Source organism: Nocardiopsis coralli (assembly GCF_014892575.1).
Classification (GTDB): Bacteria; Actinomycetota; Actinomycetes; order Streptosporangiales; family Streptosporangiaceae; genus Nocardiopsis; species Nocardiopsis coralli.
Window position 1 is genome coordinate 170004 of the sequence record NZ_JADBGI010000011.1, and the last position, 12657, is coordinate 182660.

Genomic DNA, 12657 nt, shown 5'->3' on the forward strand with positions numbered 1-12657 from the left:
GCCCGGGGCCCGGCGGCGGGTGACGGGTGGTCGCCCATCCGCCGGGCGGTCCCTAGGCGGTGACCAGGTCGCGGCGTCCGAACCCGGCCAGACCCGCCGCCCCGGCCACGAGCACCGCCCCCAGGAACAGCAGGAACGGCGCCGTCTCGAAACCGTCCATCGGGAGCGCGGGCAGGATCTCGAACGCGCTCGCCCGCATGGCAGCGTCGGGCAACCCGAGCAGCGCCCCGAGCATGGTCGCGAACACGCTGTAACCCAGCCACACCCACACGAGCGGGATCCACCGCGGAACCGTGCCGAACAGCAGCGCCACGAGCGCCCCGAAGGCCAGCGCCGCCGGGAGCCCGGCCAGGGAAGCCTCGACCATCCGCCCGGCCCACCCGCCGTCCTCCAGCGTCACCGCGGCGCCCAGCCCCAGGCCGAGGCCGCCGACCACCGTGACCAGCGCCGTGGCCGCCGCGGCGACCAGGAGCGCGGTACCCATCCAGCGCGTGCGGCCCACGGCGGTGGCCAGCACCATCTCGGCCCGCCCGGCGCTCTCCTCCGCGCGGGTCCGCAGCACCGACAGCGCCCCGAACGCGCCGGCGCCCATGAGCACGTACAGCCCGATGGTGCCGAGGAAACCGCCGACCAGGTCGTCGGTGTCGCCGCCCAGGATCACCGCGAGGTCCGGGTTGGAATCGATCATCGACTCCACCTCCGGCGCGAGCGTCCCGAACGACAGCGCGAGCACGAACACCGCGGCCGACCACGTGAGCACCGCACCGCGCTGCTGGTGCAGGTGCAGGGCGAACATCCCGCGCAGCAAGGGCCCGGCACCGGACGGCCCCGGACGGGTGGCCACCAGGCCCGCGCCGAGGTCGCGCCGGCCCGCCAGGGTGTGGGCGACGGCGAACAGCACCGCGGCGGCGGCCGGGTACAGCGCCAGCGGCCACCACTCGAGCCCGTCGAAGGGCCTGGCCTGCTGCACCCACGCGAACGGCGACAGCCACGAGAGCGCGTTGCCGCCGGGCTCGGAGACGTCCCCGACCACACGGGCCATGAAGAGCACCCCGACCACCAGGAAGGCCGTGCCCGCCGCGGTCCGGCCGTGCTCGGAGATCTGTGTGCACACCGCGGCCACGGCGGCGAAGACCACCCCGGCCAGCCCGATCCCCAGCCCGTAGGCGAAGGAGTCGGCCGCCGCGAGCCCGTAACCGGCCATCGATGCGAAGATCAGCGCCCCGATGAGCAGGTCCGCGGCCGCGGCGGTGATCAGGGCCGACGCCGGTTGGGCGCCCGAGCCCACGGGCGCCGCCCGCAGGAGTTCGGCCCGGCCGCTCTCCTCCTCGGCCCGCGTGTGGCGCACCACGTGCAGCACGTTGAACACCGCCAGCGCGATGAGCAGCGTCATGGTCAGCTCGTTCACCAGCATCGGGCCGAGCTGGTAGTCGTCGAGGCCGTACCCGGGCCCGCCGAAGACGATCCCGGTCGGGGTGTCCATGAGCGCGGCCCGGCCCTGGCGCTCTGCGTCGGTGGTGAACATGTCGTCCAGGGCGGGCACGGACGCGGCGACCGTGGCCGCCAGCGCGATCACCCACACCGACAGGCGCAGGCGGTCCCGGCGCAGGACGAATCGGATCAGGTTCCCGGTTCCCGCGAAGGCGTTCATGAGGTCCCACCCCCGTGGCCGCTCCCGGCACCGGCCGGTGCCTCGCCGTAGTGGCGCATGAACAGCTGCTCGAGCGAGGGCGGGTTGCTCACCAGGGAACGCACGCCCAGCGAGGACAGGTGCCGCACGACGCCGTCGAGGTGGTCGTGGTCGGCGTCGAGGGTGACCCGGTCCCCGTCCACGGTCAGGTCGTGCACCCCGGTCACGTCCGCCAGGCCGGCCGGATCGCCGTCGACGGTCGCGCGCACCGACGAGCGGGTCAGGTGCCGCAGGTCGTCCAGGGTTCCGGACTCCACCGTGCGCCCCTGCCGGATGATGGTGACGGTGTCGCACAGCTTCTCCACCTCCGACAGGATGTGGCTGGACAGCAGCACCGTGCGCCCCTCCGCCTTGGCCTCCAGCACACACTCGGTGAAGACCGCCTCCATGAGCGGGTCCAGGCCCGAGGTCGGCTCGTCCAGGATCAGCAGTTCCGCCCGGGACGCCAGCGCGGCCACGAGCGCGACCTTCTGCCGGTTGCCCTTGGAGTAGGTGCGGGCCTTCTTGGACGGGTCGAGCTCGAAGCGTTCGGTGAAGGCGCGGACCCGGTCGCGGTCCAGGCCGCCGCGCAGGCGTCCGAGCAGGTCGACGGCCTGTCCACCGCTGAGGTTGGGCCACAGGGACACGTCGCCCGGAACGTAGGCCAGCCGCCGGTGCAGCGCCACCGCGTCGCGCCAGGGGTCGCCGCCGAGCAGGCGCACCCGCCCGGCGTCGGCCCGCAGCAGGCCCAGCAGGATCCGGATGGTCGTGGACTTGCCCGAGCCGTTGGGGCCGAGGAACCCGGCCACCTGCCCGGTGCGCACGGTGAGGTCGAGCCCGTCGAGGGCCCGGAAGCGGCCGAAGCTCTTGTCGACGCCGCGCACGTCGACGGCGGTCGGATCGGTCATCGCTGTGGACATGGTGACTCCGTTCGGTCGTCAGTCGTCGCCGGTCCCGGTGCCGCCCTCGTCGCCGGCCCCTCCGCCGGCGTGGGCGACGTAGGTGTCCAGGAGCGTGCGGTCGAGGAGCACGGGCTCGGTGTAGGACTCCAGCGCCGGGAGCATGTACGCCTCGATCCACTCCTGCATCACCTGACCGAAGTCGGGTTCGGCGCCGGTGTGGTGCAGGGTCGTGTGCAGCATGAGCGAACCGAGGGCGCTCGAGGTCAGGTAGCGGGCCCGGGCGGCGGGGTCGCGGCTGGACGCGACGGTCCCGGCCTCCACCCCGACGGCCATGAAGCGTTCGACGTCCTCGACCATCAGCTCGAAGAAGTCGGCCGCCAGGACCCCGCCGGACTGCAGCGAGCGCAGCACGTAACCGAGCACGGGCCCGTACTGCTCGATCTCCGCCATCTGCTGGAGCATGAACGCTCCGGAGGCCTCCTCGACGGTCTGGGTCTTGACCTCGGTGATGACGCCGCGCACGTGGGTGTCGCACTCCTCGCGCAGCCGCGCCTTGCTCCCGAAGTGGTGGATGACCAGGCCGGGGGAGACGCCGGCGTGCTCGGCGATGGTGCGGACCGAGACCGAGAACCCTTCGCGTGCGAAGCACTCCACGGCACCGTCGCGGATGCGGGCCCTTGTGGTGAGGTCGCCCCTCGATGCTGAACTCATGTTCAATACATTAAACGCATGTTCAGGCTGCTGGCAAGGGTGTGGCCGGACGCGGCCGTACACTCGGGGCACGGCGCCCCCGGGAGAGTGCCCTCTGTCGAGGTGGCCCGCGGGTGCCGCCGACACCGACGAGGAGAGGCACCGATGACGCAGGTAGCGGTCGCGCAGTTCGCCCCCGGCGAGGACAAGGACGAGAACGCCCGTTCGGTGGCGCAGTTGACCGCGCGTGCCGCGGCCGAGGGCGCCGAGGTCGTGCTCCTGCCCGAGTACGCCATGTTCACCGCCTCCCGCACCGACCGGCGCTACGTCGAGGCGGCCGAGCCCCTGGACGGCCCCTTCGTCTCAGCCGCTGCCGAGACCGCCCGGCGCGAGGGTGTGCACGTGGTCCTGGGTGTGAACGAGGCGGAGAAGGGCGAGGAGGCCACCCACTTCAACAACACCCTGGTGGCGCTCTCCCCGCAGGGCGAGCGGGTCGCGCTCTACCGCAAGATCCACCTCTACGACGCCTTCGGGGTGCGCGAGTCCGAGGTGGTCGCCCCCGGGGCCATCGAGGAGCCGGAGACCTTCACCGTCGGTGACGTCACCTTCGGCCTGCAGACCTGCTACGACCTGCGCTTTCCCGAGGTGACGCGGCGCATCGCCGACGCCGGGGTGCACGTCCTGCTCCTGGCCGCCCAGTGGGTGCCCGGCCCGCTCAAGGAGGACCACTGGCGCACGCTGGCCCGGGCCCGCGCGATCGAGAACACCGTCTACGTGGCCGCGGCCGGGCAGCCGGCGCCCAGGGGCGCGGGCAACAGCATGGTCATCGATCCCATGGGGACCGCCGTCTCCGCCCTGGGGGAGGAGACCTTCGCGGTGAGCACCGCCCGGGTTTCGGCCAGCAGGGTCGACGAGGTTCGGGTCACGAACCCGGCCCTGGAGATGCGCCGATTCTCGGTGATCCCGAACGGGTAGATCCGTGCATTAACGGGTAGTCCCGGGGAGGAAATTCGGACAAATAGTGCGTATTTTCCCTGGCCTCAAGGGGCTTCCCAGGGTTCATTACTAAGGGTTATGCTTTCCAAGCACGGAGTGATTTGGATCGGTCCACACCCTTCCAGGTGCTGAGTGCACCTGAACGAAAATGAGCCGGTGGTAATCGGCCCGCCAGACTGTCCTAAACCACGGGGGGAGCAGGGACATTGCGCGGAACGAGCACGTTGTGCGAACCGGACACGGGGTCCGGCGGTACAACAGACCTCTACGTCTACGACCCGGAAACGTTGAGCGCGGCGCAGTGCATGGGGGATGCCTGCGCCGTGTGCCACGTCCAGTGGCCGCGGCCCCGAACGGTCCTGGGGTCGCTGCCGGACGGGGCCGGGGTCCTGGGGTGCGGCGAATGCGCCGAGCTCATGGGGTTGGCCCCGCGCTCGCGTGCGGGCCACGCGCTCACGGCCGTGCGTTGACGGTGTGAGGCGCAGCCCGCAGTGGGCGGAAGAAGGGCCGTGTCCCGGCCCCCGGGGGAGCCGGGGACCGGGACACGGCTGTGGGCACACCCGCTTCCATGGGGAGGAGGGGAATTGAGCGTGCCTCTCCGGGATGGACCGAGGGGCGCCCGCGTGGGCGCACGACCACAACAATACTGCGTGTGGTGCGCCACAGACCCACCGTGAGGCAGATTCGGCCGGATTTTCCGGCGCAGGGCTCACCCGTTGGTCGGAAAACCCAGGTCCACACCGTCGGACGGACGCTTCGACGGGTCCGACCAGCGGGCCGTGACCGCCTTGGTCCTGGTGTAGAAGTGCACACCCTCGGTCCCGTGCACGTGGGAGTCGCCGAACAGCGACTGCTTCCAGCCCCCGAACGAGTAGTAGGCCATCGGCACCGGGATCGGGACGTTGATCCCTACCATCCCCACCTGCACCTCGTTCTGGAAACGCCGCGCGGCGCCCCCGTCCTTGGTGAAGACCGCCGTGCCGTTGCCGTAGGGGTTGTCGTCCACGAGCTGCAGCGCCTCCTCGTAACCGCTCACCCGCACCACGCTCAGGACCGGACCGAAGATCTCGTCGCGGTAGCAGGCCATCGAGGACGTGACGTGGTCGAGCAGCGACGGGCCCAGCCAGAAACCCTCCGTGGCCCCGCCCAGCACCGGGTGCACCCGGCCGTCCACCGCCAGCGTGGCGCCTTCCTCGACCCCCGACTCCAGGTACGAGGCGACCTTGTCGCGGTGCTCGCGGGTCACGAGCGGCCCCATCTCGCTGCGGTCGTCGTCGCCCGGCCCCACCAACAGGCGCGAGACCCTTTCGCGGATGCGCGCCACGAGTTCGTCGGCGACCGAGTCCACGACCGCGACGGCGGAGATGGCCATGCACCGCTCGCCGGCCGACCCGAACCCGGCCGAGACCGCCGCGTCCGCCGCCTGGTCCAGGTCGGCGTCGGGCAGCACGACCATGTGGTTCTTCGCGCCGCCGAGCGCCTGCACACGCTTCCCGTGGTCGGCGGCGGTGCGGTACACGTACCGGGCGATGGGCGTGGAACCGACGAAGCTCACCGCGGCCACGTCCCGGTGCTCGAGCAGCGCGTCGACCGCGGTCTTGTCGCCGTGGACCACGTTGAACACACCCTCGGGCAGGCCCGCCTCGGCCCACAACCCGGCCAGCAGCAGCGACGCCGAGGGGTCCTTCTCGCTCGGCTTGAGCACGAACGTGTTCCCGCACGCGATCGCCACAGGGAACATCCACAGCGGCACCATCGCCGGGAAGTTGAACGGCGTGATGCCCACCGCCACCCCGACCGGCTGGTGCACCGACCACGCGTCCACCCCGCGCGAGACGTTCTCGGAGAACCCGCCCTTGAGCAGGTGCGGGATCCCGCAGGCGAAGTCGACGACCTCCAGGCCGCGCTCGACCTCGCCCAGGGCGTCGGAGAAGACCTTGCCGTGCTCGGAACTGATGGCCGCGGCCAGCTTCTCCCGGTCGCGGTTCAGCAGTTCACGGAAGCGGAAGAGGGTCTTGACGCGCTGCGACAGCGGGGTGTCGCGCCAACCCGGGAAAGCGGCCCGCGCGGCCGCCACCGCCGCGTCGACGTCCTTGGGTCCGGCCATCTCGACCTCGCCGGTGATCTGGCCCGAGGCAGGGTTGTACACCGGTGCCCGGCGGCCGTCCGCGCTCTCCTGCGGGGCCCCGCCGATCCAGTGGGTGACGTGCTTGTCCATGGTGTGGTGTCCTCGCTTCACGTGGGGTGATGGGGGTTCAGGACGCGGCGCCGGCGTCGACCGCGCGCACGGCGTCCAGGAGGATGTCGCGGCCCTCGGCGGCGTCGGCGTCCGACAGCGTCAGCGGCGGGGCCATGCGCAGGACGTTGCCCTGGAGCCCGCCCTTGCCGACCAGCAGCCCCCGCTCGCGCGCGGCCTCGAGCACCTGCCCGGCCAGCGCGGGGGAGGGGGCGCCGGTGGCGGGGTCGGCCATCTCGATCGCGAACATCAGGCCCTTGCCGCGCACGTCCTTGACCGAGTCCAGCTCGCGCAGGGCCAGGATCCCGTCCAGCAGGGTGGTGCCCTGGCGCAGTGCGTTGGACTGCAGGTCGTGGTCGAGCACGTACTTCAGGGTCGCGCGGGCCGCGGCGGTGGAGACCGGGTTCCCGCCGAAAGTGGCCACACCCAGGGCCGGCAGGCCGTCCATGAGGTCGCCGCGTGCGACCACGCCGCCGATCGCGAACCCGTTGCCCAGGCCCTTGGCGAAGGTCATCGCGTCCGGGGTCACGCCGTGGTTGTCGATGCCGAAGAACCCGGTCCCGGTGCGGCCCCACCCGGTCTGGACCTCGTCGGAGATCATGAGGATCCCGTGCTCGTCCAGGACCTCCTTGTACGCGCCCAGGAGCCCGTCCGGCGGCATCTGGAACCCGTTCACCCCCTGCACCGGCTCGGCGATCATGCACGCGACCTTCGGGGACGCGGTGGCGAGCACGTCACGCAGATCGGCCACGCACGCGTCGATGTACTCGCGGTCGGACATGTGCCGGAACGCGGGGGAGGCGTGGTCGGTGCCGTGCAGGTAGTGCACGTTCAGCGGCGACAGCGACGAGTTCTTCCACGCCCGGTTCCCGGTCACCGCGACCGTGCCGAAGGAACGCCCGTGGTAGCTCCCGCGCAGCGCCAGCACCTCGTCGCTGCCGCGCGCGTGGGTGGCCAGGAGCAGGGCGGTCTCGTTGGCCTCGGTGCCGGAGTTGGTGAAGAAGACCTTCGCGTCGGGGATGCCCGACAGCTCGGCGATCTGCTCGGCGAGTTCGACCTGGTGGCGGATGAGGTAGAGGGTGGAGGTGTGCGCGACCCCCGTCGCGATCTGGGCCTCGACCGCCTCGCGTACCTCGGCCACGTCGTAGCCGAGCATGTTGGTCACGATCCCGGTGAAGAAGTCCAGGTAGGAGCTGCCTTCGGCGTCGGTGACACGCGAACCCTTGCCGCCGGTGATCTCCAGCGGCGACTCGTAGTAGAGGGGCATCCAGGAGGGCAGGACCGCGCGGTGGCGCGAGTGAAGTTCCGACATGGCCCCAGTCTCGCCCGGCCTTCCCGCCTTGGCCAGAACCACCATGTTGACAACATGCTGGGCGGATTTACATCCTGTAAAGGTGCTACCCACCCTCGCCGAGGTACTCGAACTTCCCGCCCTCCGACGTGCCCGGCCCCGTGTGGTCGTGGGTCGCGACCGCCTCGACGTCCCCGTGCGCTGGGTCCACATCGCCGAGGTCACCGACCTGGCCCACCTGCTGCGCGGCGGTGAACTCGTGCTCAGCACCGGGATCGCCATGCCGGACGACCCCGACGCCCTGCGCCGCTACATCGACGACCTCGCCGCCGCCGGGGCCAGCGGCATCGCCGTCGAACTCGGCCGCAAGTATCACGCCGAGCTCCCCGAGGCCTTCCGCGAGGCGGCCCGCTCGGCCGGGCTCCCCGTCGTCCTGCTCGACCGCGAGGCGCGCTTCGTCGAGATCACCGAGGCCGTGCACGTGCGCGTGGTCAACGAACAGCTCGAGGAACTGCGCGAGTCCGACCGCCTGCACTCCGTCTTCACCCAGCTCTCGGTCGAGGGCGCCGACAGCGGGCGCATCCTCGCCGAGGTCGCCCGCATCTCCGGCTGCCCCGTGGTGCTGGAGAACCTCAGCCACCAGGTGCTGGCCTGCGACCTCAACGGCGAGGACCCCGGAACCCTGTTGACCTCCTGGGAGAGCCGCTCACGGGCGGTGCGCACCGGCAGCCGCACCGTCCACGTGCCCTCCAGCGGCTGGCTGGTCACCACCGTGGGCGCCCGCGGGCAGGACTGGGGCCGCCTGGTGCTGGTCGCCGGCGCCGCGCCCACCCGCAGCCGCCGCATGCTCGTCGAACGCGCCGCCACCACCCTCGCCCTGGGGCGCCTGCTCGAACGCCACCAGGAGAGCCTGGAACGCCAGACCCACCGCACGATCATCGCCGGCATCCTCGACCGCGCCTACTCCGACCCCGAGGAGGCCCTCGTGCGCGCCCGCGCGGTCGGGGTGCCCCTGCAGGGACGCGAACTCGTCGGCCTCGTCCTGCGCCTGCGCGAGGGCGGGACCGGCCTGGCCGCCGAGGCCCGCCTGTCCGACACCGCCGAGGGCGCCGCCCGGGCCTGCCGCGAACTGCGCCTGTCCGCCCTGGTCGGTTCCCTCGACGACCTGCGCGTGGGCATCCTGCTCGCCCTGCCCGACCGCGGCCGTCTCGAGGCCACGCTCCACATGCTCGCCGACCGGGTCCACAGCACGCTCGGCGGCAGCGCGGTCCTGGCCGTGGGCTCGACCGCGGAAGGGGTGCGTGAGGTCCGGCGCTCCTTCCTCGAAGCGCGCCAGGTCGGCGACGTCGCCCTGCGCCAGAGCGACCGCCGCCCCTTCTACCGCCTGCCCGACCTGCACCTGCGCGGGCTCCTGCACCTGTTCCGCGAGGACGAGCGCCTGCAGACCTACGTCGAACGCGAGCTCGGCCCGCTCCTGGAGTACGACGACCGGCACGGCGGCGACCTCACCGAGATGCTCCGCCACTACCTCGACTCCGGGCGGAACAAGGCCCGCGCCGCCGCCCGCGCCCACCTGTCGCGCCCCGCGTTCTACGACCGCCTGCGCCGTATCGCCAACGTGCTGGACGCGGACCTGGAGTCGGTGGAGACCTCCCTGTCCCTGCACGTGGCGCTGTGGTCCCTGGACGCCCTGCGCGACGCCCCCTGACCCGCAGTTCCCCGACCGCGCCCCGGCCCGTCCCGTAAATGGCGGGCACCGGTTTTCCCGTTCCCCGGGTCCCCGGCCGCACCGTCCACGACAATGGAGCGGATCCGGACTTTGAGTAATCACCCGATCACCCGGTCGGGTGTGGGGGAGCGACTGTGCGGTCACTGCAGGACGACGAGGACACCATCGCCGAAGGCGCCACCGCCGCACCCGGGGGGCCGCCGATGCCGGCCGGGCGCTCCGGGGTGGGCGCCGCCTCGCTGCGCTGGAAACCCTCCGTGGACCGGACCGGAGTGTGCTCGCTCCTGGCCTACCTGCGCACCTGCGTGCGCCGCGAGGCCGTCCACCACCACGCCGTGTTCGAGGACCAGCTCGACACCGACGTGTGCGCGTGCCTGCCGGCCGGACCGGAACCGCTGTTCAGCGGCGCCGCCGAGGCCCTGGAGACCGACCCGGCCACCGCGCGGGTGGCCCGGTGCGCCGGACGGTACGGCCAGTCGCTGCGCTACGGCTACCCGCTCGTGCTCATCGGGGAGGGACGCGACCGCGCCGCCCTTCCGCTGCTGACCGTCGACGTCCGGACCGTTGACGAGACCGGGGCCGCCGTGCGCTCCAACGCACCCGGCGCCCGCCTGCGCGCGGTCGGCCCGCCCGACCTCAACGCCGCGCTCCTGTCCCGCCTGGGCCTGACCGACCCCGAGGACCTCTTCGAACTCCGTGCCCGCCTCCGCGGCGGGGGCCCCGGGGACGCCCGCCGCCCCGCTGCCGTCGGCGACCTGGCCGCGAAGGTGCGCAGCCTGCTGTCCCGCCTGGAGATCGAACGGGTCGACGACATCGATCCCGCCGCGACCCGCGGGGGTCCACGCGGGTCCGCGGCCGGCGCACACAACGCCGCGGTCCTGTTCCGGGCCGGCCCCGAGGAAGACCCCATCGGCCGGGACTGCGACCCCGGCGGCACCGCGGGCCTGCTCGACGACCTCGACCACACCACCGACCACGGCCTCGACCCCGACCGGGTCAGCGGCACCGCACTGGAGGCCCTGGTCGGCCCACCGGCCACCGATGACGGGGAGCCCCTCGGCGGCGACGCCGTGCCCATCAACGCCGCCCCGCTCGGCCAGGACCAGTACTCCCTCGTGCGCGCGGGCATGCGCGAGCAGCTCACCGTCGCCATCACCCCGCCCGGGACCGGCGACGACACCGCGGTGGACGCGCTCGTGCGCACCGCCGTCACCCACGGCCAGCGCGTGCTCGTCTGCGCGCACAGTGACACCGAACTCGACCGTGTCCTGCGCCGGACCGACACCGATCCGGCCCACCCCGTCGTCCGGGTCGGGGAAGGAACCCACCGGGGAGCCGAGGCCCGCCTGCTCACCCGGCTGCTCGCCGAACACCGCGGCCCGCGCGCCACCCCCGTGCAGGGCGGCTCCCGCTGGGGCGACCTCACCGCCGAGTGGAACCGGGTCCGCGAGGTGTGGAACGCGATGGACACCATGGCCTCCGGCGGCCACGAACTCGCCCACCTGGCCGAAGAGCGTGCCCGCCACGTCGACAACGGCTGGGACCCCGACGCGCTCTTCACCCCCGAACGCGGCGGCCCCGACCTGTGGCTCGACCGCACTCGCCGCGCCCAGGCCGGCGGGCTGCGCTCCCGCCGCCACCGCACCCTCATCCGCCGCGAACTCGGGGTGCGCACCGATCCCGAGTCCCTCACCCAGCTGCGCGAAGTGGCGCTGCTGGAGAGCCGGTGGCGCTCGGCCGTCGACCGCCGCACCCGCTGCGCGCCCCTCGGCGAACTCTCCACCGCGCTCACCGAGGCCCTCGACCAGCACCGCCGGGCCGGGACCGACTGCCTGACCACCGTCGCCGAGGCCCGCCTGCGCCGCGGCCGCGCCGCAGTGGAGAACCGGTTGGAGACCCTCAACTGGCACCGCGGGGACGGTTGGCCCGGGCTCTCCGCGCTCATGGACACCCTGCCCGCCTGGGCCTGCCGCACCGACCACGTGCGGTCGCTCCCGCTGCGTGCCGGGCTGTTCGACCTGGTGATCGTGCTGGGCGGCGAACGCACCCGCGTGGCCGAGGTGGTGCCCGCGCTCTACCGCGCCACCCGCGCCGTCGTGCTCGGCGACCCCACACACCCGGGTCCGGCCACCGCTCTGGAACCGGAGGAGGAACGCCGCGCCCTCACCGTGGCCGGGGTCCTCGGCGACCAACTCGACGAACACGGCCTGCGCTACGGCGAGGGTTCGGCCCTGACCGCAGGGCTCCGGGCCGCCCCGTCGCCCGTGTGGCTGACCGAGCACGGCGGCGCCCCGACGCGGCTCGTCCGGACCGCCTCCCGCCACTGCTACGGGGGGTACCTGTCCTCCCGCACCGCGCCGGACCCGGACGGCGGGCCGTGCTTCGAGTGGCGCGACGCACCCGGGACCTGCGAGGCGGCGCCCGGGGCCTCCTACGTCAACCGGGAGGAGGCCTACCGGGTCGCGGTCGTGGTCAGCGAGATCGACGCCGAACTCCCGCCGGGGGAGGGGCTCACCGTCGTCGCACCCACCCAGCCCCAGGTCGTCCTGTTGCGCCGCCTGCTCCTGCGCCGCCCGGCCCGGCGCGAGATCCGGGTGGGCGGGCCGGACCTGCTGAACGAGAACGACGCCGACGTCACCGTGCTCTCGCCGATCCTGGCCGACGGCGCCCCGGGCATCGCCGAACGCCGCGTGCGCCGCACCACCCACCTGTGGTCGTCGGTGCTCACCCGCACCCGGCGCCGCCTCGTCGTCGTGGGCGACCGCCACCACTGGGCCGCGGGGGAAGGGCCCCTGAGCGAGCTCGCCGCCGACGGCACCGGCACGCCCGTAGTGCCCGACACTGCGTTGACCGCGCTCGCCGACGCCCTGCGCGCCGCCGGCACCCGCGTGACACTGCGCCGGGAACCCGACGTCTGGAGCGCCGACCTCGTGGTGCGCTTCGGGGCCCGCCGCCTGTGCCTGCTGCTCGACCGCGAACCGGACGGCGCCGCCCTGCGCCACCTCATGGTCCGCGGCGAACACCTCAACCGCACCAGCGGCGACCCCGTCGTGGTCGTGCCCGCCTGGCGCTGCCTGGCCGACCGCCGCGCCCTCGTCTCGGAGATCCTCTCCGCCCACTGACCGGCCCGCCCCGGCGCCCCCT

At 73.0% G+C, this 12657-nt stretch carries 8 protein-coding genes; 3 read left to right on the plus strand and 5 right to left on the minus strand.

All coding sequences use genetic code 11. The annotated features are described in order from the left end of the window. Nucleotides 1–52: 52 nt before the first annotated feature. Genes IDM40_RS14520 through IDM40_RS14530 form a run of 3 tightly spaced genes read right to left on the minus strand, consistent with a single transcriptional unit; the run spans nucleotide 53 to nucleotide 3282 of the window. Nucleotides 53–1651, minus strand: coding sequence for an ABC transporter permease (locus IDM40_RS14520; protein WP_193122516.1), 1599 nt, complete (start codon nucleotides 1649–1651; stop codon nucleotides 53–55). Next, the gene (locus IDM40_RS14525; RefSeq protein WP_407939973.1) at nucleotides 1648–2589 is read right to left on the minus strand and encodes an ABC transporter ATP-binding protein; all 942 of its coding nucleotides are present in this window, start codon (nucleotides 2587–2589) and stop codon (nucleotides 1648–1650) included. The genes IDM40_RS14520 and IDM40_RS14525 overlap by 4 nt, the downstream gene beginning before the upstream one ends. Before the next feature lie 18 nt (nucleotides 2590–2607). Beyond that, the gene (locus IDM40_RS14530) at nucleotides 2608–3282 is read right to left on the minus strand and encodes a TetR/AcrR family transcriptional regulator (protein WP_193122517.1); all 675 of its coding nucleotides are present in this window, start codon (nucleotides 3280–3282) and stop codon (nucleotides 2608–2610) included. A gap of 144 nt (nucleotides 3283–3426) precedes the next feature. On the opposite strand from IDM40_RS14530, the gene IDM40_RS14535 reads away from it, so the two are divergent. Then, on the plus strand, nucleotides 3427–4236 hold the full coding sequence (locus tag IDM40_RS14535) for a carbon-nitrogen hydrolase family protein (RefSeq protein ID WP_193122518.1): 810 nt from the start codon (nucleotides 3427–3429) through the stop codon (nucleotides 4234–4236). A gap of 730 nt (nucleotides 4237–4966) precedes the next feature. Here the strand turns inward: IDM40_RS14535 and IDM40_RS14540 are convergent. Continuing rightward, nucleotides 4967–6475, minus strand: coding sequence for a CoA-acylating methylmalonate-semialdehyde dehydrogenase (locus IDM40_RS14540; RefSeq protein ID WP_193122519.1), 1509 nt, complete (start codon nucleotides 6473–6475; stop codon nucleotides 4967–4969). A 37-nt stretch (nucleotides 6476–6512) separates the two neighbouring features. Continuing rightward, on the minus strand, nucleotides 6513–7805 hold the full coding sequence (locus IDM40_RS14545; RefSeq protein WP_193122520.1) for an aspartate aminotransferase family protein: 1293 nt from the start codon (nucleotides 7803–7805) through the stop codon (nucleotides 6513–6515). A gap of 82 nt (nucleotides 7806–7887) precedes the next feature. Between IDM40_RS14545 and IDM40_RS14550 the strand changes: the two genes are divergently transcribed. Both IDM40_RS14550 and IDM40_RS14555 read left to right on the plus strand, forming a co-directional pair. Continuing rightward, nucleotides 7888–9492 carry a PucR family transcriptional regulator gene (locus IDM40_RS14550; RefSeq protein WP_193122521.1) on the plus strand — a complete coding sequence of 535 codons (1605 nt, stop codon included), beginning with the start codon at nucleotides 7888–7890 and terminating at the stop codon, nucleotides 9490–9492. A gap of 155 nt (nucleotides 9493–9647) precedes the next feature. After that, the gene (locus IDM40_RS14555; protein WP_193122522.1) at nucleotides 9648–12635 is read left to right on the plus strand and encodes an ATP-binding protein; all 2988 of its coding nucleotides are present in this window, start codon (nucleotides 9648–9650) and stop codon (nucleotides 12633–12635) included. The last annotated feature ends 22 nt before the right edge of the window (nucleotides 12636–12657 follow it).

Bases quoted from the DNA above. Each gene is read 5' to 3' on its own strand.
- IDM40_RS14545 (WP_193122520.1), bottom strand. From the start codon at position 7,805: ATGTCGGAACTTCACTCGCGCCACCGCGCGGTCCTGCCCTCCTGGATG.
- IDM40_RS14540 (WP_193122519.1), bottom strand. From the start codon at position 6,475: ATGGACAAGCACGTCACCCACTGGATCGGCGGGGCCCCGCAGGAGAGC.
- IDM40_RS14535 (WP_193122518.1), top strand. From the start codon at position 3,427: ATGACGCAGGTAGCGGTCGCGCAGTTCGCCCCCGGCGAGGACAAGGAC.
- IDM40_RS14520 (WP_193122516.1), bottom strand. From the start codon at position 1,651: ATGAACGCCTTCGCGGGAACCGGGAACCTGATCCGATTCGTCCTGCGC.
- IDM40_RS14525 (WP_407939973.1), bottom strand. From the start codon at position 2,589: ATGTCCACAGCGATGACCGATCCGACCGCCGTCGACGTGCGCGGCGTC.
- IDM40_RS14530 (WP_193122517.1), bottom strand. From the start codon at position 3,282: ATGAGTTCAGCATCGAGGGGCGACCTCACCACAAGGGCCCGCATCCGC.